The 22,683-nt window shown below is 32.3% G+C and carries 20 protein-coding genes; 14 read left to right on the top strand and 6 right to left on the bottom strand.

Annotated features, from left to right (window positions below):
* The first annotated feature begins 6 nt into the window (after nucleotides 1-6).
* From tatA to B4L98_RS13805, 3 genes are all read left to right on the top strand, one after another.
* Entirely contained in the window at nucleotides 7-189 is a 183-nt protein-coding gene (gene tatA, locus B4L98_RS13815; protein WP_038336575.1) for a twin-arginine translocase TatA/TatE family subunit, read from the top strand.
* Nucleotides 190-270: 81 nt separating this feature from the next.
* A complete protein-coding gene (locus B4L98_RS13810) occupies nucleotides 271-882 on the top strand; it encodes a DUF4254 domain-containing protein (RefSeq protein ID WP_114998393.1) in 612 nt (203 codons plus the stop codon).
* Between the two features lie 267 nt (nucleotides 883-1,149).
* Nucleotides 1,150-3,351: a M1 family metallopeptidase gene (locus tag B4L98_RS13805; protein WP_221854110.1), complete on the top strand. Its 2,202-nt coding sequence runs from the start codon at nucleotides 1,150-1,152 to the stop codon at nucleotides 3,349-3,351.
* A 91-nt stretch (nucleotides 3,352-3,442) separates the two neighbouring features.
* Here B4L98_RS13805 and B4L98_RS13800 read toward each other — a convergent pair whose 3' ends face one another.
* Nucleotides 3,443-5,581: a S9 family peptidase gene (locus B4L98_RS13800; RefSeq protein WP_291078515.1), complete on the bottom strand. Its 2,139-nt coding sequence runs from the start codon at nucleotides 5,579-5,581 to the stop codon at nucleotides 3,443-3,445.
* A gap of 9 nt (nucleotides 5,582-5,590) precedes the next feature.
* Nucleotides 5,591-5,938: an arsenate reductase family protein gene (locus tag B4L98_RS13795; protein ID WP_038334703.1), complete on the bottom strand. Its 348-nt coding sequence runs from the start codon at nucleotides 5,936-5,938 to the stop codon at nucleotides 5,591-5,593.
* Between the two features lie 110 nt (nucleotides 5,939-6,048).
* Here B4L98_RS13795 and rluF point away from each other — a divergent pair, with 110 nt between their 5' ends.
* The 3 genes from rluF to B4L98_RS13780 all read left to right on the top strand — a co-directional run bounded on the left by rluF (nucleotide 6,049) and on the right by B4L98_RS13780 (nucleotide 10,329).
* Nucleotides 6,049-6,963, top strand: coding sequence for a 23S rRNA pseudouridine(2604) synthase RluF (gene rluF, locus B4L98_RS13790; RefSeq protein WP_038334704.1), 915 nt, complete (start codon nucleotides 6,049-6,051; stop codon nucleotides 6,961-6,963).
* Between the two features lie 114 nt (nucleotides 6,964-7,077).
* The gene (locus B4L98_RS13785) at nucleotides 7,078-9,522 is read left to right on the top strand and encodes an alpha/beta hydrolase family protein (RefSeq protein WP_291078513.1); all 2,445 of its coding nucleotides are present in this window, start codon (nucleotides 7,078-7,080) and stop codon (nucleotides 9,520-9,522) included.
* 84 nt (nucleotides 9,523-9,606) lie between these two features.
* Nucleotides 9,607-10,329, top strand: coding sequence for a GLPGLI family protein (locus tag B4L98_RS13780; protein WP_291059439.1), 723 nt, complete (start codon nucleotides 9,607-9,609; stop codon nucleotides 10,327-10,329).
* A gap of 54 nt (nucleotides 10,330-10,383) precedes the next feature.
* Here B4L98_RS13780 and B4L98_RS13775 read toward each other — a convergent pair whose 3' ends face one another.
* The 3 genes from B4L98_RS13775 to B4L98_RS13765 are packed head-to-tail and all read right to left on the bottom strand — an operon-like array spanning nucleotide 10,384 to nucleotide 13,206.
* Entirely contained in the window at nucleotides 10,384-11,328 is a 945-nt protein-coding gene (locus B4L98_RS13775; protein ID WP_038334708.1) for a pseudouridine synthase, read from the bottom strand.
* 10 nt (nucleotides 11,329-11,338) lie between these two features.
* The gene (locus B4L98_RS13770) at nucleotides 11,339-12,262 is read right to left on the bottom strand and encodes a UbiA family prenyltransferase (RefSeq protein ID WP_291071128.1); all 924 of its coding nucleotides are present in this window, start codon (nucleotides 12,260-12,262) and stop codon (nucleotides 11,339-11,341) included.
* A gap of 26 nt (nucleotides 12,263-12,288) precedes the next feature.
* Nucleotides 12,289-13,206 (bottom strand): mevalonate kinase family protein, encoded by a 918-nt coding sequence (locus B4L98_RS13765; protein ID WP_291078512.1) that lies wholly within the window; start codon nucleotides 13,204-13,206, stop codon nucleotides 12,289-12,291.
* A gap of 243 nt (nucleotides 13,207-13,449) precedes the next feature.
* Between B4L98_RS13765 and B4L98_RS13760 the strand changes: the two genes are divergently transcribed.
* From B4L98_RS13760 to rfbD, 8 genes are all read left to right on the top strand, one after another.
* Complete coding sequence (locus B4L98_RS13760) at nucleotides 13,450-14,106, top strand: HPP family protein (protein WP_291078510.1); 657 nt, start codon at nucleotides 13,450-13,452, stop codon at nucleotides 14,104-14,106.
* On the top strand, nucleotides 14,106-14,990 hold the full coding sequence (locus B4L98_RS13755) for an NAD kinase (RefSeq protein ID WP_280049239.1): 885 nt from the start codon (nucleotides 14,106-14,108) through the stop codon (nucleotides 14,988-14,990). The genes B4L98_RS13760 and B4L98_RS13755 overlap by 1 nt, the downstream gene beginning before the upstream one ends.
* A 118-nt stretch (nucleotides 14,991-15,108) precedes the next feature.
* On the top strand, nucleotides 15,109-15,882 hold the full coding sequence (locus B4L98_RS13750; protein ID WP_291071124.1) for a DUF6089 family protein: 774 nt from the start codon (nucleotides 15,109-15,111) through the stop codon (nucleotides 15,880-15,882).
* Between the two features lie 11 nt (nucleotides 15,883-15,893).
* Nucleotides 15,894-16,637: an isoprenyl transferase gene (locus B4L98_RS13745; RefSeq protein WP_221854130.1), complete on the top strand. Its 744-nt coding sequence runs from the start codon at nucleotides 15,894-15,896 to the stop codon at nucleotides 16,635-16,637.
* A 20-nt stretch (nucleotides 16,638-16,657) separates the two neighbouring features.
* A complete protein-coding gene (bamA, locus tag B4L98_RS13740) occupies nucleotides 16,658-19,180 on the top strand; it encodes an outer membrane protein assembly factor BamA (protein ID WP_286495464.1) in 2,523 nt (840 codons plus the stop codon).
* Between the two features lie 61 nt (nucleotides 19,181-19,241).
* The gene (locus B4L98_RS13735) at nucleotides 19,242-19,829 is read left to right on the top strand and encodes an OmpH family outer membrane protein (RefSeq protein ID WP_286495463.1); all 588 of its coding nucleotides are present in this window, start codon (nucleotides 19,242-19,244) and stop codon (nucleotides 19,827-19,829) included.
* Between the two features lie 26 nt (nucleotides 19,830-19,855).
* The gene (locus B4L98_RS13730; RefSeq protein WP_114998374.1) at nucleotides 19,856-20,371 is read left to right on the top strand and encodes an OmpH family outer membrane protein; all 516 of its coding nucleotides are present in this window, start codon (nucleotides 19,856-19,858) and stop codon (nucleotides 20,369-20,371) included.
* A gap of 54 nt (nucleotides 20,372-20,425) precedes the next feature.
* Entirely contained in the window at nucleotides 20,426-21,280 is an 855-nt protein-coding gene (gene rfbD, locus B4L98_RS13725; RefSeq protein WP_038334743.1) for a dTDP-4-dehydrorhamnose reductase, read from the top strand.
* A gap of 68 nt (nucleotides 21,281-21,348) precedes the next feature.
* On the opposite strand, the gene serS is transcribed toward rfbD, so the two are convergent.
* Nucleotides 21,349-22,617 carry a serine--tRNA ligase gene (serS, locus tag B4L98_RS13720; RefSeq protein WP_038334750.1) on the bottom strand — a complete coding sequence of 423 codons (1,269 nt, stop codon included), beginning with the start codon at nucleotides 22,615-22,617 and terminating at the stop codon, nucleotides 21,349-21,351.
* Between the last annotated feature and the right edge of the window lie 66 nt (nucleotides 22,618-22,683).

Raw genomic sequence — 22,683 nt, 5'->3', positions numbered from 1 at the left:
TTCAGTATGGGATTAGGAGGTAAAGAATGGATCGTAATCGTACTTGTTGTGTTATTATTATTCGGAGGAAAGAAAATTCCTGAATTAATGAAAGGATTAGGTTCTGGATTAAACGAATTCAAGAAAGCAACAAAAGATGATAACAAATCAGAAGCTACTGAAAGTACTTCTGACAAAAAAGAAAATTAAAATATATTTTTAATTAGATAATAGAGCATTGTAGTTGCGTATACAATTACAATGCTTTTATTTTATAAACTAAAACAAAACATGAAATTCACAGATAAAGCTTGGTCTATTTTTAATCAAAGTATCAATGATTATCACAAATATGATGATGTAAATCGTCAAATCGAAAATCCATATAGCGAAGAAGATTTAATCGCTCATTTATTGTACAAAAAAAATTGGATTGATACAGTTCAATGGCATTTAGAAGATATTATTCGTGATCCACAAATTGATCCAGTAGAAGCATTAAGCTTAAAACGTTGGATTGATAAATCAAACCAAGAACGTACAGATATGGTAGAATATGTGGATAGCTGGTTTTTACAACAATATGCGAATGTAGAAGTAAAAGCAGATGCAACTTACAATACAGAATCTCCTGCGTGGGCTGTAGACCGTTTTTCTATTTTATCGCTTAAGGTTTATCACATGAAACAAGAGGTAGAACGTGAGGATGCAACACCGGAGCATAAAGCAGCTTGTCAAGTGAAATTAGATGTTTTGAATCAACAACATCAAGATTTATCAACAGCGATTGAAGAATTGTTGGCTGATTTTGAAGCAGGTAAAAAATACATGAAAGTGTATAAACAAATGAAAATGTATAATGACGAGGATTTGAATCCAGTTCTTTATGCAAACAAGAAATAATTTTCAGAAAAATTAATAAAATATAGAAAACTCATCTTTTTTGGATGAGTTTTTTTATTGCGTACAAATATGTTAATTTCATCTAATCAAAATATTAGAATGAAAAAACTGAAATTTATTACTTGCTTTACCTTATAATCAACCTAAAAATTAACACCAGAAGAATTTAAAAAGCTTCAAACTAAAATTTTAGAATAATTATAAAGTTGAAATTACCTCGTATTGAAAAATATGAGGTAATTTTATAATTACTGTAAAATTTCACACATGAAGAAAAATTATTTCAAACCCTTACTTTTAGGAATAAGTTTATTCTCGATTTCGGTTTTTGGTCAACAAGAAAAACCAAAATACGATTATCAAGAAGCTTTCAAACCATTTTTTTATCAGAATAATGCAACAGAAACTCGTTCGGCGAGTGGAAAACCAGGTCATAATTATTGGCAAAATCGTGCAGATTATAATCTGAATGTTAGTTTGAATGAAGAAAAAAATGAAATTTCGGGAACATCTGAAATTACATATACCAACAATAGTTTTGATGATTTAGACTTTTTGTGGTTACAATTGGATCAAAATTTATTCAAAAAAGAATCTCGAGGAAGTGCTTTATTACCGATTTCTGGAAGCCGTTATGGTGATTCAACTTCTGAATTTGAAGGAGGTTATAAAATTAAATCTGTTCAAATAGACGGAAAAGAAGCGAAATACACTGTTTCGGATACACGCATGCAAATTGATTTGATTAATCATTTGAAAGCTCGTGGAGGAAAAACAAAAATAAAAATCGAATATTCATTTGTTTCACCAGATTATGGAGCCGATAGAATGGGTGTAGAACCAACTAAAAATGGAAAGATTTTTACGATGGCGCAATGGTTTCCTCGCATGGCGGTTTACGATGACATCATGGGATGGAATACATTACCATACTTAGGACCAGGAGAATTTTATCTGGAATATGGAGATGTAACAGCAAATATTACAGTTCCGTCTACGCATTATGTGGTTGGTTCAGGAGAATTATTGAATGAAAACGAAGTCTACTCGAAAGAAGAAGTGAATCGTTGGAACAAAGCAAAAGCGAGTGATAAAACCGTTATTATTCGTTCTGCTGATGAGGTAAACAAAGCGACAAAAGTTGCAAAAGGAACAAAAACGTGGAAATTTAAAATTCAGAATACACGTGATTTTGCTTGGGCTTCATCATCTTCGTTCATCTTAGATGCAGCAAAAATTAATCTTCCAAGTGGTCAAAAATCGTTGGCAATTTCGGCTTATCCAGTAGAAAGTGACGGTAATGATGCTTGGGGAAGATCGACAGAATATACAAAAGCTTCTATTGAGCATTACTCGAAACAATGGTTAGAGTATCCTTATCCAGCGGCGACAAATGTGGCAGGAAATGAGGGTGGAATGGAATATCCTGGGATTGTTTTTTGTCATATGACTTCGAAAGGTGAAGGACTTTGGGGTGTTACAGATCACGAATTTGGACATATTTGGTTCCCGATGATTGTTGGTTCTAATGAGCGTGTTCATGGTTGGATGGACGAAGGTTTTAATACGTTTATCAATGATATTTCGACGAAGAATTTCAACAATGGCGAATATTACAAAAAGCAATCTGCACAACGAATGGCGGGTTATTTATTCAGCGATAATCTTGAGCCTGTAACGACTCAACCAGATAATATGCGCGAAAGAAATATCGGTGCATTGTTGTATTATAAGCCAGGTGCAGGAATGAAAGTTTTGCGTGAAACAATTTTGGGTGAAGAAAAATTCGATAAAGCATTGCGCCAATACATCAAATATTGGGCATATAAACATCCAACGCCAGAAGATTTTTTCCGCACGATGGAAAATGTTTCAGGAGAAGAATTATCTTGGTTTTGGAGAGGTTGGTTTTTGAATAAATGGACAATTGATCAAGGAATTAACAGTGCAAAATATGTAGATGGAGATTACAAAAAAGGCTTGATTTTGAAAGTTGAAAATTTTGGACAATTACCAATGCCAACTACTGTTCAAGTGAACTTTAAAGATGGGACTTCTCAAGAAGTTAAATTACCGATTGAAGTTTGGAAACGTAATACAGAATGGACATTCAAAGTGCCTTCAACAAAAGAAGTTTCGATGATTAAATTGGATCCAAATGGAGCTTTACCAGATATTGATTTGAAGAATAATACATTCAATATGGCGGATGCAAAACCTGTTGAAAAGGTTAATCCAAAAGAATACGAAGGTACATTTACGAATAAACAAATTAATTCAGAATTTGTGTTGAAAGCTGAAAACGATAAATTGAAATTAGTTTTTGGTGGACAAACTATTCCATTAGATTATCAAGGTGATAGTAAATTTGTGAATGAACAAGGCGGTTTGGAGTTGACTTTTGCAAAAGATAAAAAGACATTTTCTGTAGAAGAAGCTGGACAAAAGTTTGAGTTTACAAAGAAGTAAATTTGTTCTAAATTTTCATACTGAACCCGTTTTAGCATCACATCATAAAATATAAAAAACCACTTCATAAGAAGTGGTTTTTTGTTGACTATTATTTTTGAGATGTACCTTCTGGTTTAAGATATAAATCGAAGTAATCTGTAATTTTTTGCATCAAATGAACGCGATCTTTTCCACGAACATTATGCTCATGTCCAGGATAAACAAAATAATCCATTTGCATACCATTTTTCACTGCTTCGCGAATAAAATCAATCGAATGTTGCCAAACAACCACATTATCTTGCGCTCCGTGAATCATCAATAATTTACCTTTTAAGTCTTTTACACGGTTAATTAAATTCGTGTTTTTGAAACCTTCAGGATTATCTTGTGGCGATTCCATGTAACGTTCTGTGTACATAATTTCGTATTGTGTCCAATCTAAAACTGGTCCACCAGCAACACCAACTTTGAAAACATCAGGCTTACGTAACATAAAAGAAGTAGTCATAAATCCACCATAAGACCAACCATGAATTCCCATGCGTTCCGCATCTACGAAAGGCAAAGTTTTCAAGAAATCAACACCTTTCATTTGGTCATTCATTTCTGTAGTTGCTACATTTCCGTGAATCGCTTGTTCAAATTTAAGACCTCTATTCGCCGATCCGCGTCCGTCCATTGTAAATACAACATAACCTTTTTCCGCTAAATGATCGTACCAAAGATTTCCTGTTGCAGGAAAACGATTTGTGATTAATTGCGCGTGAGGACCATTGTATAAATAAACGATAACGGGATATTTTTTCGAAGAATCAAAGTTTGTTGGATAGATTAATTTTCCATACAAATCTGTTCCATCATCTGCTTTTAACGTTACATTTTCAACTTTCGCTGTATTGTAATTTGCCAAAGGATTTTGAGCAGTTAAGATATTTTGTTTGAATTTTCCGTTTGCATCCAATACATCAATTTTACGAGGCGTGTTATCATTACTCCAATTATCAATTGCATATTCTCCGTTCGTTGAAACCGAAACATTGTGCGTTCCAGCATCAGTTGTTATTTTACGCAATTTTCCATTCTCCCAATTCACCGCATATAAATGACGATCTTTCGGAGAATATTTTGTTGTCATGATTAAGAATTCTTTTTTCTTCGCATTTTCTCCAACAAGATCCGTTACAATCCAATCTCCTTTTGTGATTTGGTTCAATAATTTTCCTTCCGTATTGAATCGGTACAAATGCATAAAACCATCGCGTTGCGACCACCAAACAAACTCGTTATTTTTTCCTGGAATAAAATGTAATTCATTTTGAGGTTCTACATATTTTGTATCATCTTCTTTGAATAATGTTTTAATCAATTTCCCTGAAACTGCATCATATTGATTCAATTCCATGTGCTTTTGATTACGAGAAAGTAAAGCAATATAAATATGTTTTTCGTCTGGCGACCACGTAACCGAAGTTAAATAATGATCTACTTCTGGGTGAGTTTCTAAGAAAGTCGTTTTTTGAGTGGTTGGATTATAAACACCTAACGTAACCGTATGATTTTTTGTTCCAGCAAACGGATATTTGATATTTTTGTTTACAGCAGGTTGTACAGACCAATCGATAATTGGATAATCTGTAACCGCTGTTTGATCCATTCTATAAAATGCAACTAAATTCCCTTTTGGAGAGATGAAAATTCCTTTGTGAATCCCAAACTCATTTTGATGAACCGATTTTCCATTCACGATTTCATATTTTCCGTCTTTGGTAATTTGATGTGTTTTTCCAGATTTATCAACAAAAAATAAATTGTTGTCAATTACATATCCAACTTGATTATTCGTCGCGTCAAATTCTATATTTTCTGCATTTTCAGGTAATTTCAACCAATCGTTTTGTTGACCAGCAGTTGTAATTGTTTTGTAACCTGTTTTTGTAGAAAAATAAGCTTGCTTATCATTGATCCAATTCAAAGAAGGAATTCTTTTATTCTCAAATTGAGAACTTCTAAAAATTGTATCAGTTTTAAGAGATGGAACTTCTTTCTTGATTAAAGCTTCTCCGTATGATGTTTTTACATTTTGCGTGTACGCATTTTGATTCGGAATCCATTGAACTTGATTTAGATTTTCGATACGTAAATTCGTCGATAATCCAAGTACAGCATCTTCCATTGTGACATTCTTTTTCTGAGCAATTAAACTAGCGCTCATTAAAAGTGTAGTCAATAAAATTGTTTTTTTCATGTGTGATTTCTATTTCAAATATTGCCCAAGTGCTTCTAAGTTTTTCTTTTCATTCCCAATAAAAATTTTGTCTCCATCTACCACGACAGGACGTTTTAGGAAAGTATAATCTGATAAAATATAATTTTTGATATCATCTTCAGAAAGCTGTTGATCTTTCAATCCTAATTTTTTGTAATTCTGTGCACGACGTGAAAATAGAGCTTCGTAGTTGCCAGCTAAATTCTTCATTTCTTCTAATTCTTCTGCTGTTATCGCAGTCGATTTTATTTCATGCAAATCAAAACCTGTAAAATCAAACTCTTTCATAATACGTTTGCACGTATCGCAAGTTTTCAAAAAAAATATTTTTTTCATTTCTCAAAATCTTTGGTTTTGTAAAGATAAATAAGTTTCATCGTTTTGCAGAATGATAAAGAATTTTGTCAAAATATATTTCAAATCGATAAAAAACTATCTTTGCAAGTATGGAAGAAACTAATTTTTTGCGTTTAAACAAATATATTAGCGATAGTGGTTTTTGTTCGCGTCGTGAAGCAGATCAATACATCGAAAATCGTTTGGTACAAATTAATGGACGAGTTGCTAAAATTGGGCAATTTGTAGGACCAAATGATGTGGTGACTGTAAAAGGTGTCGAAATAGAACCGCGCGAAAAGGAGCATGCGGTTTATATTATGCTGAATAAACCTGTGGGCGTTACGTGTACAACAGATCCTACAGATCCAGATAATATTATCGATTTTCTTTCGTTTGGAGAACGAATTTTTCCGATTGGTCGTTTAGATAAAGATTCGCAAGGATTGATTTTATTGACAAGCGATGGTGATATTGTGAATAAGATTTTACGTGCTGGAAATAATCACGAAAAAGAATACATTGTAACCGTTGATAAACCAATTACGGATGAATTTTGCGAACGAATGTCGAAAGGTGTTCCGATTCTTAATCAGGTTACGAAGAAATGTAAGATCGAAAAAATAAGTACAAATGTTTTCAAAATTACATTAATCCAAGGTTTGAATAGACAGATTCGCCGTATGTGCGAATATTTTGGATATGGTGTAAAAAAATTAGAACGTGTTCGAATTATGAATTTAACGTTGAATGTAGGAATTGGTCAACATCGAGATTTAACGGCAGAAGAATTAGCAGAAATCAATCGCTTGACGAAAGATTCGGAAAAACACGAAGAAAAGAAACCAGCTTCAAAATCAAAAAAATCATCAGCGAAAAAAACAAAAGAAATTTCTCCAGATTTTAAAGATTCGAAAGGAAAATCAATTAAAAAGCCAGTAAAAAAATCAACAACTCAAGCCAGAGTAGGAAAAAGTAAACCACCTACAAATACGAAAGGAGGTAAATTTGGTAAAAGAAGATAAAATCAAAAGACGAATATTTTTCGTCTTTTTTTATACATTTTAGTCAAAACTAACTTCTATCATGTCATTTTACCAAAGATTCAATATCTTTATAAAGTAAAATCTTAAAAACACATGAAGAAAATTGTTTACTCGTTGCTTTTTATAGCGATGACTTTTGGTGCGTCGGTAAAAGCGCAAGAAAATGTTACTTATCAATTGCCTCCGCAAGAAATTTTACAATTGGCAGACGCGGATATGCCACCCTCAATTAGTACAGATCGCAAGGCAGAAAATGCATTTTTGTCTTATAGAAGTCGTTATAAAACGATTAATGAATTGTCAGAAAAAGAATTACGTTTAGCAGGATTACGAATTAATCCAGTTACAAATATTAATTCACGTGAAACATTCAGCGAGAAAATTACTTATTTTGATTTAAAAACTTCAAAAGAAAAAACGATTGCTGGTTTACCTGCAAAAGGTCGTTTTTCTAATCAATCTTGGAACACTTCTCAATCGAAATTTGCCGTTACAAATACAACAAATAAAGGTGTAGAACTATGGATTGTTGATGTAAAAACACAAGCTGCAACAAAAGTTTATGAAGATAAATTAAACGCAAACTTAGGTCGTCCTTTCAATTGGATTTCAGATACAGAATTAATTGTGAATGTAATTCCAGCTTCTAAAAAAGCTTTGATTGACACGAAAGATGCGATTGCAACTGGACCTACAGTTTCTGTTGCTGACGGAAAAGAAGCGCAAAACAGAACCTATCAAGATTTATTACAAAATAAAAATGATGAGTTTAACTTCGAACAATTAGCAATTTCTGAATTAGTAAAAGTAAATATCGAAACAGGTGCAAAATCGAAATGGAAAGACGCTGCGATGTACACAGATATTTCGACTTCTCCAGATGGACAATATGTTTTGGTGAACGAAATCAAAAAACCTTTTTCATATTTAGTAACGTACAATAGTTTTCCTTCAACCAATATTGTGTATGATATCAACGGAAAATTAATAAAAGAAGTTGATCATAAAGAGTTACAAGAAGTTGTTCCGAAAGGATTTTCTTCTACGATTATGGGAAAAAGAGGTTTGAATTGGAGAGCAGATAAACCAAATACTTTATATTGGGTTGAGGCTTTAGATGGTGGTGATGCAAACAAGCCTGTGGAATATCGCGATGCGCTTTATCAAGTAACGGCGCCATTTACAGCGAATAAAGAGTTGTTGGTAAAAGTAAAAGATCGCTATAGAGGAGTGACTTGGGGGAATGATGAGGTTGCGATTGTGAGAGATGCTTGGTATAATACACGTAACGAAAGTAGTTATTTGTTCAATCCGTCAAATCCAAATCAAGAACCGATACGCTTTTTTAGTAGAAACTCGCAAGATGCTTACAATAATCCTGGAAGTTTTGTAACTGAAATGAATGATTATGGTTACAATGTTTTAGCAATTAACAAAGGAAAATTGATGTTAGTTGGAGAAGGAGTTTCTGCGGAAGGAATCTTACCTTTTGTAGATGATTTTGATATCAAAACGCAAAAAACTTCTCGTTTATGGAGAGCACAGAAATCAGATAAACTAGAAGCGATTGCTCGAGTTATCGATCCGAAGAAAGGGATCATTTTAGAACAGATTCAATCGAAAACAGATTATCCAAATTTATATGTTCGTAATATTTTTCAGAAAGGAGGAAAGCCAAAACAAGTAACGTTTACAAAAAATCCTTTTGAGGCAATGAACAAAATTTCGAAAGAATTAATTACGTACAAACGTGCTGATGGTGTAGAATTATCAGGAACTTTATATTTGCCGCCAAATTACGATAAAACGAAAAAGGAAAAGTTGCCAATGTTAATGTGGGCTTACCCTCGTGAGTTCAAAGATGCATCTACGGCTGGTCAGGTTACAACTTCTGAAAATAAATTTACTTCTCCTTCTTATGGAGGTCCTATTTATTGGGCATTGAGAGGATATGCGGTATTAGATGATGCGGCTTTCCCAATTATTGGAGAAGGAAAAGAGGAGCCAAATGATACGTTCGTTCCTCAATTGGTTGCCAATGCAAAAGCTGCGATTGATGCGGTGGATAAATTAGGTTTTATCGATCGTGAAAGAGTTGCGGTTGGTGGACATTCTTATGGCGCATTTATGACAGCAAATTTATTAACACATTCTAATTTATTTGCGGCAGGTATCGCACGTTCAGGTGCTTATAACCGTACATTGACGCCTTTTGGATTTCAATCTGAACAACGTAATTATTGGGAAGCTCCAGATGTTTACAACACAATGGCGCCTTTCCAAAATGCAGATAAAATGAAAACACCATTGTTATTAATTCATGGTGAAGCAGATAATAATACAGGTACTTTCCCGATGCAATCTGAGCGCTATTTCAATGCATTGAAAGGTTTGGGAGCGACAACTCGTTTGGTTTTATTACCAAAAGAATCTCACGGATATGCAGCCAGAGAAAATATTCTTCACATGTTGTGGGAACAAGATCAATGGTTAGAGAAATATGTGAAAAACAAAGGGAAAAATTCTGAAAAGAAATAATTCTCAATATTACAAAAGCGATTCAATTTTGAATCGCTTTTTTATTGTAAATAATTATTATATTTAGTTCATAATTAATCAACTATGAAATTAAAAGCTTTACTCTTCTTTCTAACGATTTTTTCTCCATTTCTATTTGCTCAAAATTTGTGGAAAGTAGAATATGAAACCTATGATAAAATGTTTTTTGACGAAAAAGATCCTGTTTTTAAGGCAGAATTAGATAAAAACAATTCTACACCAAAATACTATCAATTACTTTTTAATGAAAATCAGTCGTTTTTTTCTGAAATTGTAAGAATTGATAATAGTCAAAATCAATCATCTATGTCGATGAGTACAATTGATGATAATATTTACATCGATTATAAAACTTCACAATATAAAATTGAAGGAAATTATGTGAACAAGAATATTTTAATAATAGATAATTTGCCTAAATACACTTGGACAATTAGTAGAGAATCAAAAGAAATGTTGGGAATTAAAGTAAAAAAAGCAATAACCGAATACAAAGATTCTAAGATAGAAGCTTGGTTTGCGCCAACTTTACAACCAAAAGGAGGACCAATATTTTTCAATGGGTTACCAGGTTTAATTTTAGAATTGAAAGCTGTAACAACAATGAAAGACGAGAGTTATGAAACGATTTTCAGAGCAATTAATATAAAAGAAGCATCTAAAAACGAAGTGATTAAAATTCCAACAAAAGGTCAGAAAATGACACAAATTGAGAAAGATGATTTTGTGAAAGAAGCAAATAAAAAGATGATGGAAGCTTATAATAACAAGGTTTCGAAAGATTAAAACATAAAAAAACCACTTCTTTCGAAGTGGTTTTTAAATTTTATAGCTGAGGTATTATAACATTTTCAAGAAGTTAACTTCTAATTCTGTTAATCTTCTAAAATCACCTCTTTGTAAAGTTTTCTTTGTAAGTCCTGCAAAAGAAACGCGGTCTAACGCTTCTACTTCGTATCCTTTTGTTTCGAAAATACGACGTACAACGCGGTTCCAACCAATATGTAATTCTACACCAACTTCATTTTTCGGTCTACCTTCGATAAAAGAAATTTCGTCAACAACTGCAATTCCTTCAGGAATTAAACGAACACCTTTTTTGATGTCAGCTAAATCATTTGCTGTTAACTTTTTGTCCAATGTAACGTGATATATTTTTTTGATATCATGACTTGGATGCGTCAATTTCTTAGTTAAATAACCATCATTTGTAAACAATAAAACGCCTGTTGTCTGTCTGTCCAAGCGTCCTACTGGGAAAATTCTCGCTGTAGTTGCTGTAGACATTAAGTCCATCACAGTTTTACGCCCTTTTTCATCATTTGATGTTGAAATAAAACCTTTTGGCTTATTCAACACAAAATATACATTTTTCTCTGAAGAGATTTTACGACCATCGAAACGCACTTCATCATCGGGTTGTACTTTATAACCCATTTCAGTAATCACTTGACCATTCACTGTAACGATTCCAGTTTTGATCAACTCGTCGGCCTCTCTTCTGGATGCAATCCCTGCATTCGCTACATATTTATTTAAACGAATAGTCCCGTCATCAACTGGTGCTTTTTTCAGTCTTTTAACAAATGGTTTTTCACCTGGTTTGTTAAACGGTTTCTTTGGTCCAAAACTTTTCTTTCCTTCTTCTGATGGTTTTCCACCAAAAGTTGGTTTTCCTTTCCCTGAAGATGGTTTAGAAGAAGAATTTCCTCTTGCTCCACCTTTTCCACGATTGTTCCCGCCTTGGGAATTTCTGTCGTTGGATTGATTTCGTCTGTTATTCATCTGAATTTGATTAATTTATGCGCTGATTAAAATTTTGCGCAATAGTTTGCAAAGTTAAGGGATTTATTTCGATTAATACGATACTAAATACACCCGCAACAATCATTCCCTTAAAAAAATAATGTAAAATCTTATATGCTTGTGTCGATTTTATTCTCCAAATGATAAATAAAATCACTGTGAAAGCGATATTTGCAGCAATAAAAAAGTATTTCATTGCGCCAACATCATTTTTCATAATGATAATAATTCCAATGATTAATTCTATAATAATTAAACATGAAATCAAAACTTTTGTAAAATCGATTCCATATTTAATTGGAATTGAATCATAATTATAAATCAAATCTGCTTTTTGAGAACTCAAATCTTTTACAATATCAGTAATCAATAATAAAATGGTCAAGAAAGTAGCATGCAAGGCCAAATTGAATGTGAAATGATCAAAATAAACCAATAAGGCGAAAAATGGCATCACACGAATGACAACCAAGTAAAAGTTTTTGATCAATGCAAATCGATTGATTTTGTGACTATAAAACCAAACCAAAAATTGATAAACCAAAAAGAAAATGAAAACTTTCCACGAAATTAAAGCTGCAATAATCAATGCTAAAGCATTTAGAACAATGTAAACGGTTAGCTTGAAACCTTGCGAAACTTGTTTCTGAAGATAAACTTGTAAAGGACGTTTGAGTTCGTCTTTTTCTAAATCGTAAAAATTATTGATGATATATCCCGCGGCCACACAAAGTATCGAACAAAGAATAAGCCCGTCCAACTTTGGATTTGTCAACAATTGACGATGACCAACTTCTGGCGCAAAAATAAAAAGCGCAGCAAGATATTGTGCCAAAATAAGCACAATTAAATTATAGCCACGAACAACAGAAAATAATGCAAAAACCTTTAAGATTATTTTCTGAACGTTCATTGATTATATTTTTATAAATTATTTTTTTAGAATTTGTAAATAACTTCGGTCTGAAAGTCTTTTAGGTAGCTTTTCGCCTTGTCATAATCTTGTGTAAAACCAAGAACATAACCGCCTCCGCCAGAACCACAAAGTTTTAGGTAATACGTATCTGTATCAATTCCAGTTTTCCATGCATTCACCAATTTTTGAGGAATCATAGGTCTGAAATGCTCATAACCCCAAGCTGACAATTTTTGAAGATTTGCAAAAAGCGGATTGTATTCACCTTTCACAAAGTTTTCGATACATGCGTTGTTGTATTTAATAAATTCTTCTTTCAATGTTTTACGGAAACCTTCTTTTTTCATTTTTTCGAAGAAAATATGAATCATTGGGGCAGTTTCACCCGGCGTTCCCGAATTGATTAAGAAAACAGCTCCTTTTCCGTCAGCATTTGCAGAAGGTAAACCAATTGTCGAGATATCATCTTTTGATTGAATTAACAAAGGAATATTCATGTAACAAATTAAAGGATCAATTCCAGAACTTTTTCCATGAAAATGAGATTCTAAATTTCCGAAAAGTGCTTTTAATTTGCTGATTTTTTCTTTGTTTAGATTTTGATTGATATCAATTTTATTCAACGCATATTTGTCATAAATAGCGGCAACTAAAGCGCCAGAACTACCTACACCATATCCTTGAGGAATGTTAGAATCGAAGTACATTCCGTTTGCAACATCTTCCGAAAAAGATTTTGTATCAAAATTATCAGCAAAATTTTCTTCCAAAAATTTTGCATAATTTTTCAAGTGAGCATTTGATGATTCTGCAATTTCAGAAGGCTCAAATTTTAATGCACCTTGGTAAAAATTATAAGGAATTGTTAATCCTTTCGAGTTCTCAATAATTCCATATTCGCCAAAAAGTAAGATTTTGGCATAAAATAATGGGTTCTTCATTCAATGCTAAAATTGGTACTGCAAATGTACAAAATTTAAGCCATTCTTTTTTGAATTTGAGGAAGAGTTTTGCTTTAAAAAATTGTAAATCACATTATTTTTTGATTATTAGTAGATTTTGGAATATATTTTGACTAAATAATTTAGAATAAATTGGTTAAATTTCAATTAATAATCAATGATTTTAACCGAATTAGCATTAAAAATAGAGAATTAATGTATTAAAATATATAAATTTGTGCCATGTATATCACCGAATATCTATCGAATGAGATAAAACCAGGGAAAGTTAATTCTTCTCCAAGTCAGCTTTTGGAAGTTGTGCAAGAGAATAAATTGACGCATTTACCTTTGTTTAAAGGGTTGGATTTTGTTGGAAATATCTCGGAAGAAGATTTGATTGAATTATCAATTGATGATGAAAAAGTAGATTATACCTCGTATTTGGAGAGTTTTTATCTTTCTGAATCGAGTACGCTTTTAGATGCAATTCAGATGATGCACACGAATCAGGCGAATATCTTACCAATTATTAACGAACAATCGCGCTATGTTGGTTTTATTACGGAAACGGATATTATCAACACATTTGCAAATTTTCCTTTTGTCGCTGCGCAAGGCGTTTCGATGTTGGTTTCGATTGCGGAAAAAGATTTATCGATGACGGCGATTTCTAATATTATAGAAGTGAATAACGGAAAAATATTGGGAATGATGATTGTTGGAAATAAAGAAGATAGCGTTTATGTTTTGCTGAAATTTAGTTCATCAAACTTGTTAACAATTGGTGAAACATTTGAGCGATATGGATATCAAGTGATTCAAAAATTTTATAACGACGAAAAACAAGAACTTTTGCAAAGTCGTTATGCACAATTGTTAAAATACATGAATACCTAATGATAAAAGTTGCACTTTTTGGACAAAAAACAAGTACGTCTTTAACGGATATTATTCCACCATTTATTAATTATTTAATTCAGAATGAAATTGCTTTTTGTGTTGAGCAAAATTTTCTTCAAATCTTAAAAGAAACAACTGATTTTGATACTGATAATGTAGAAACCTATACTTCTCATGATGATTTAGACAAATCGGTTAAATTCTTATTCAGTTTTGGTGGAGACGGAACAATTTTATCAGCAACTACAATTGTTAGGGATTCTAATATTCCAATTATTGGCGTAAATACGGGACGTTTAGGCTTTTTAGCAACAATTAATAAAAGTGTGTTATTGGAGCAAATGGATAGTTTTTTCAATGATGATTATAACATTATTCCACGAACTTTATTAACCGTTAAAAGAAGTGATGGTGTAGAAATTGAAAATAATTTTGCGATTAACGAAGTGACTGTAGTTCGCCGTGAAACAACTAGTATGATTACGGTTGATGCTTATTTGAACAATGAATTTTTAAATTCTTTTTGGTCTGATGGTTTGATTATTTCTACGCCAACAGGTTCTACAGGATATTCGTTAAGTTGTGGTGGACCAATTGTTCATCCGTCTAATCAAAATTTTGTCATTACACCTGTTGCGCCACATAATCTAAATGTGCGTCCATTAGTTGTGTCAGAAAACGAAAAAATTGACTTAAAAATACGCAGTAGAGCTAATGAATATTTCCTTTCGTTAGATTCTCGTAACTTTCCTTTAACAACTGACGTCGAATTGACAATACAAAAAGCTGACTTCAAAATCTTAATCGTTGAAGCTATTGACGCGACTTATTTCACAACTTTGAGAGAAAAAATGCTTTGGGGTTCAGATAAAAGGAATTAAAATTTACAATAAAACTTCTTAATTTTTGTTAAATCAGTTACGTTGAATTGACTTTTGTTTATATTTGTTCGAATTTAAAAGAAGATAAAAAGCAAAAGCCGAAAAAATAACACAACTTATGAGGAGATTATTTTTGTTTGTTTTTATATTATGTTTTTCGCAATTAACTTTTGCGCAAAGACATGAACTCGGAATTTTTGCTGGTGGAGCAAATGTGATTGGAGATGTTGGTAAAGCTAGCTATATCAATCCATTTCCTACTAAAACTGAAGCAGGAGGTAAAATATATTTACCTATTTCTATTGGAGGATTATATCGTTTTAATATAAATCCACAAATGGGTTTTAGAGCAAATATATCTTATTCAAAAGTTGGAGCAAGTGACCATCGTTCGAAAGAATATTATAAATTAGAAAGAAATAAAAATTTTCGAAATAATATTGTAGAAGGATCTTTGATGTTTGAGTATAATTTCTTTAACATCAATGATGATCAAGAAAAAGCGCAATCACCTTATATTTTTGTAGGAGTTGGAGCTTTTTCTGCAAAAGGAAAAGAATATGATTACGATGGAACAAACAACGTAATTATCGAAAAAACAAAATATAATACCGATTTAACAATTCCTTTTGGAGTTGGATATAAAGTAAGATTCAATTACAATTGGATTTTATCTTTTGAGACAGGTGTTCGATATACAAATGTTGATTATTTAGATTATAACACTGGAAAATTTACTCAAAATTTTGTAGATGCTGTAGAAACAGGTACTTTGTCTCAATCTGAATATGATAAACGTATATATGGAAACACATCAAACAAAGATTGGTATGTTTTAACAGGAATTTCCTTAACGTACAGTTTTGGTCGACCTGCTTGTTATTGTGATTAAAAAGAATGGAAATTAGTTTAGTAGAACAAATAGATAAAAATAATATACCTAATCACGTTGCAATCATTATGGATGGTAATGGAAGATGGGCTAAGAAGAACGGTAAAGAAAGAACTTTTGGTCACAAAAGTGCTTTGGGAGCTGTACGATCTTCAATCGAAACTTGTCGAAAATTAGGTATAAAACATCTTACACTTTACGCATTTTCTACTGAAAATTGGAACCGTCCAAAATTAGAAGTCAATGTTTTAATGACTTTATTAAGTTCTGCAATTAAGGACGAAATAAATGAATTACACAAAAATGGAGTTCGCTTGAATGTGATTGGAGATTTATCAAAATTACCAAAAAAAGCATTCAAAGATTTGACTCAAGCAATAGAAAAAACGAAAGACAACACAGCTTGTGTTTTGACATTAGCATTAAGTTATGGTTCGAAAGAAGAACTATTACACGCGATGAAATCTATTGCGCAAAAATATAAAGACGGAGAAATATCCGACAATGATTTTAATGAAGAATTAGTTCATCAAAACTTATATACACACGATTTACCTATGGTAGATCTTATGATTAGAACAAGTGGCGAAACCAGAATTAGTAATTTCTTGTTGTGGCAAATTGCTTACGCAGAATTATATTTTACAGAGGTTTTGTGGCCTGATTTTAACGAGGAAGAATTTTATAAAGCAATTTTAAATTACCAAAATCGAGAACGTAGATTTGGTAAGATAAGCGAGCAACTAACGAACTAATCGAACTGAAATAGAGGATTATGAAGAAAATTTTTTGGACAATGTGTATGCTTGGAGCTTACATGGCACAAGCGCAAGTCGTAGATTCTACGAAAACCATTGATTCAACACAACAAGATAATTTTGTCTTAGATTATAACAATGCACGAACTTTCAAATTGAAAGATATCGTTGTAACAGGTGACTCTAAATATTCTAAGAATCAAATTATCCGTTATGCAGGTTTTGCTATCGGTGAAGAGATAGAATTACCAGGTACGAAGGTAAATAATGCTGTAAAAAAATTATGGAGATCTAATATTTTCTCTGACATCGACTTGTATGTAGATAAAATAGAAGGTAACGAAGTTACATTAGAACTTGCCTTGGTTTCAGTTCCTAGTTTAGGAGAAATTAAGATTAATGGTGTGAAAAAATCGCAACGCGAAGATTTAATCAAACAAAATAAATTAAATCCAGGTGTTAAGATTACACAAAGTTTAATCAATACGACAAATAATAAAATCAAAGATTATTATACTGGAAAAGGTTATCCTAACACAACAATTAATGTAGAACGTCAGCCAATTGTTGGTAAAGAAGACGAAGAAAACATTACATTAAATGTGAATCGTGGAGAGCGTGTAAAGATTAAGAAAATCATTTTCGAAGGAAATGAAAACTTAACTGCTGCTCGTTTACGTAAAAAAGGGATGAAAAATACCAAACAGAAATCTATCAATATCTTCAAGTCATCTAAAATGATTCCTGAAAAATTCCAGGAAGATTTAAAAACATTGGTTGAAGAATACAAATCTGTTGGTTTTAGAGATGCTAAAGTTGAGTCATACAATATCGAAAAAGTTGATGATAAAAACTTATTGGTTAAGATTAAAGTTAACGAAGGAAAACCATATTTCTTAGGAGATGTAACGTTTTCTGGAAACTCAATTTATACTTCTGAACAGTTACAGCGAATTTTTGGTTACAAAACAGGAGATCGTTATGACGCAGTAGGTATCAACAAAAAGATTTCTGGATCAGAAAAAGACGATGATATTTCTACGTTATATATGGATAGAGGGTATTTGTTTGCTCGTGCTATTCCTGTAGAAAAAAGTGTAAAAAATGATACAATCGATCTTGAAATTAAAGTTTTCGAAGGTACACAAGCTACACTTAATAAAGTAACGATTAACGGTAATACAGAAGCACACGATCATATTTTATACCGTGAGTTAAGAACTAAACCAGGAGATTTATTCTCTAAATCGGACATTAAGCGTACGATGATGGAGTTAGCTTCTTTGGGATACTTAGAACCAACGCAAATAGTTCCAGATATTCAACCAAATCAAGATAATAATACAGTTGATGTGGAGTGGAAAGTTGCGCCAAAATCATCTTCTCAAGTAGAATTACAAGGAGGATATGGTGCAGGGACTTTCATTGGTACATTAGGATTAACTTTCGGGAATTTCTCATTAAAGAATTTTTTCAATAAAAAAGCTTGGAAACCAATTCCAATGGGAGATGGACAACAATTATCATTAAGAGCACAAGCTGGTAACGGATATAAAAATTATAGTTTATCATTTGTTGAACCTTGGATTGGAGGAAAACGCCCTACAGCTTTATCAACGTCTTTTTATTATTCGCAATATGATTACCGTGATAATTATGGAGAAAAAGCGAAATTGGATATCTTAGGAGCTTCAGTTGGGTTAACTAAGTTATTAACTTGGCCAGATGATTATTTCCGTTTATCAAACTCAATTTCTTATCAGTTATATAACTTCGATAATTATGCGATGTCTGTTGGTAATATGCAATATGAAAATGGTTCGTCAAACAACTTAAACTACACATTAGGTTTAACACGTAATTCTGCTGGACCAGACCCTATTTTCCCACAATCAGGATCAGAAATTAGTTTATCGTTTACGACAACATTTCCTTATTCAGCTTTTAATAACAAAGACTATACAAACATGTCTGATGTAGAAAAATTCAAATGGTTAGAATATTATAAATTCAAAGCTAAAGCATATTTCTACAAAGAATTAACTGGTAAATTAGTTTTAAAAGCCGGTGGAGAGTTTGGAGTTTTAGGAACATATAACCGTAAAATTGGAACAATTCCTTTCGAACGTTTTTACTTAGGAGGAACAGGTCTTACACAAAATCGTTTCGATGGACGTGAGATTATTTCATTAAGAGGTTACGAAGATGCAACAAATTCTGGTGGACAAACAGGAGATATTACGCCAGAAGGAGGTGGTACGATTTATAATAAATATTCATTAGAATTGCGTTATCCAATCACAATGAGCCAAACAGCTAAAATTTATGCATTAACTTTTGCGGAAGGAGGTAACGTTTGGAACAATACAAGTGAATTTAAACCGTTTGAATTAAAACGTTCTGCAGGGGCAGGTGTTCGTATTTACATGCCAGCATTTGGTTTATTAGGATTCGATTTCGGATATGGATTTGATAAAGGATTTGGACAAACAGAACGCTCAGGATGGCAAACTCACTTTATTATTGGACAACAATTCTAATAAATTGAATAAATTTGCTTAGAACATTTTGGCATAATTTTAGAATTAACACACCACAAATATGAAAAAATGGATTAGTTTTATAGCGTTGTTCTTTGGATTAGCAAGTTTCTCTTTTGCGCAAAGATTTTGTTATGTAGACAGTCAGTATATTTTAGAAAATTTACCAGAATATACATCGTCTCAAAACAAATTAAAATCTCAAACAGAGTCTTGGCAAAAAGAAATTGAGCAAAAACAAGAAAATTTAGCTAAATTACAAGCCGAATTCGAAGCCGAAAAGATTTTATTAACGGCAGAACAGGTGAAAGAGCAAGAGAAAAAGCTAGCTGATGAAGTAGCGGCTGTAAGAATTTTGCAAGATAAACGTTATGGACCAAATGGTGATTTAGTTAATCTGAGAAGATCAATGGTAAAGCCTTTACAAGATCAAATTTATAATGCGACAAAAGAAGTTGCAGATAAAAGAGGATATGGTTTTGTATTTGATAAAGGAAGTGATTTAATCATGATTTATACAGATCCAAAGTTTGACATAAGTAGAGAAGTATTAATGACTTTAAGACCAGAGTTGAAACCAAATAATTCAAAAACATCAACTTCTGGAAATAATAAAACTAGTAATAGTAGCAATAAAACAAGAAAATAAATTTTAAAAAACAAATTAGACTAGAAATGAAACAAATTAGATTGATAGCAGTATTTACAATGATGGTTTTCGGAAGCGTTTTATCTTTCGCTCAAGAAATTGCACATATTGATACGCAAGCAGTAATTGAATCAATGCCAGCTTACAAAAAAGCAGAGGCTGATTTACAAGCATTAGGTAAAAAACACGAAGATGCTATCGCAAAATTACAAGCAGACTATAAAACTTTTATGGAAACTGCTCAAAAAGATTTAGCTGGTAAATCTCAAGAAGAGGCTCAAAAATTAATTGCAGCGAACAAATACCAAGAGAAAGAGCAAGAAATGCAAAAGAAATACGAAACGTATGCAAAAGCTGCTCAAGATGAAATGCAAGCAAAAGAGAAAGCTTTAATGGATCCAATCGAGAAAAGAGTAATGGATGCAATTAATGCTGCTGCTGCAAAAAAAGGAGTTAAATATGTTTTACCTGCAGGTGTTTTAGTTTACAAAGCTGGAGGATACGACTTATTAAATGACGTTAAAAAAGAATTAGGATTATAATTTTAAGATATTAATAATACCTTCAAGCCACTATTTTAGTGGCTTTTTTTATATATGAAAAGAATTTTAGTTACCGGAGCGAATGGTCAGTTAGGTCAATCGATTTTAGAGCAATCAAAAAACTACAAGGAAATTGAATGTTTTTTTGTCACTCGAAATGAATTAGATATTACGAATGAAGAATTAATTAATCATTATTTCGAAGATAAATCATTCGATTTTGTTGTCAATTGTGCAGCTTATACAGCGGTTGATAAAGCTGAAGATGATCAAGAGAATGCTTATTTAGTAAACGCAAAAGCAACAGAATTTTTAGCAAAAATCACGAATCAAAAAGGAATTCCTTTTATTCACGTTTCGACAGATTATGTATTTGATGGAACTGAAGCTCAACCTCGTCTAGAAACAGATCAAACAAATCCTATAGGGGTGTATGGTCAAACAAAATTAGATGGCGAAAATTTAGCATTAGAAAACAATTCTAAAACGATTATTTTACGCACAGCTTGGGTTTATTCTCGATTTGGAAATAATTTCGTTAAAACGATGCTTAGGTTGTTTAATGACAAAGATTCGATCTCTGTTGTAGCAGATCAAATTGGTTCGCCAACAAATGCAATTGATTTGGCTGATGTAATCTTAACGATTATTTTGAAAGATGATTTAACCTATGGAATTTTTAATTATTCGAATGAAGGAAAATGTTCTTGGTTTGAATTTGCGCAAAAAATTAAAGAATTGTCTAATTCAACAATCGAAATTAATCCTGTTCCAACTTCAGCTTATCCGACAAAAGCGAAACGTCCTGCGTATAGTTTATTGGATAAATCGAAAATAAAAGAAGTTTATCAATTTGATATTCCGACTTGGGAAGATAGTTTGAAAAAAGAATTGAAACACCTGATTTAGTTTCAATTTTAATAACATAAAAAAGCTCGAGAAATTCTCGAGCTTTTATTTATCTGACAGATTATTGATTAATCTAAAATCTCAAAACGAGTATAAGGTTGCAACGCTTTCGGAATTTTTACTGTTCCATCAGCTTGTTGGTGATTCTCTAAAATTGAGGCTAAAATACGTGGTAAAGCCAAAGCAGAACCATTTAAACTATGTGCTAATTGAGTTCCGTTTTCATCTTTGTAACGTAATTTCAAACGATTCGCTTGGAAAGTCTCAAAATTAGATACAGATGAAACTTCTAACCATTTTTCTTGCGCTTCAGAGAAAACTTCAAAATCGTATGTAATTGCAGATGTAAATCCTGTATCACCACCACAAAGTCTTAAAATACGGTATGGTAATTCTAAATCTTCTAAAATTCCTTTTACGTGCTCAATCATTCCGTCTAAAGCAGCGTAAGAATTTTCTGGTTTTTCGATACGTACAATCTCAACTTTCTCAAATTGGTGTAAACGATTTAATCCTCTAACATCTTTTCCATAAGAACCCGCTTCACGACGGAAACATGGTGAATATGCAGTCAACGTAATTGGTAAATCTTCTGCTTTTACAATTGTATCACGGTAAATATTCGTCACAGGAACTTCCGCAGTAGGAATCAAGTACAAATCATCTTCTCCAATATAATACATTTGTCCTTCTTTGTCTGGTAACTGTCCAGTTCCATAACCAGAAGCCTCATTCACAACGAAGGGAGGAACAATTTCTGTATAGCCAGCATCAGAATTTTTATCTAAGAAAAATTGTGTTAAAGCACGTTGCAAACGAGCACCTTTTCCTTTGTAAACAGGGAAACCAGCTCCGGTAATTTTAACACCTAATTCAAAATCAATGATGTTAAATTTCTTAGCAACTTCCCAGTGTGGCAAATTGTTTGGTTTTGCAGTTGCATCTCCGTGTTCAAAAACGATTTCATTATCATCAGCATCTTTTCCTGCTTTTACGATTTCGTTCGGAATATTCGGGATTTGATACAAAATATCTTTAACGGATGTTTCGTAAGACGATAATAAATCTTGTAACTCTTTTGATTGAGTTTTTAAATCAACCGTTTTGTTTTTTAATTCATTAGCCTCTTCCGATCTTCCATCTTTAAACAAATTACCAATTTCTTTTGCTAATTTGTTGGATTCAGCTAATACATTATCTAATTCAAATTGTGTTTTACGACGAAGTTCATCCACATTTAAAACTTCATCAACAAGATCTAATTGTTTGAAGTTACGTTTTTTAAGTCCTTCAATTACACGATCTTTGTTTTCTTGAATGTAAGAAACTACTAGCATACTTTTATTAAATTTATACAAATGTATAAATAATTAATTTTTTAGAATAAAGATTAAATGATTTAG

Source organism: Empedobacter sp. UBA5528 (assembly GCF_002426075.1).
GTDB classification, from domain to species: Bacteria; Bacteroidota; Bacteroidia; order Flavobacteriales; family Weeksellaceae; genus Empedobacter; species Empedobacter falsenii_B.
This window is presented reverse-complemented; position numbering and strand designations above follow the sequence as displayed.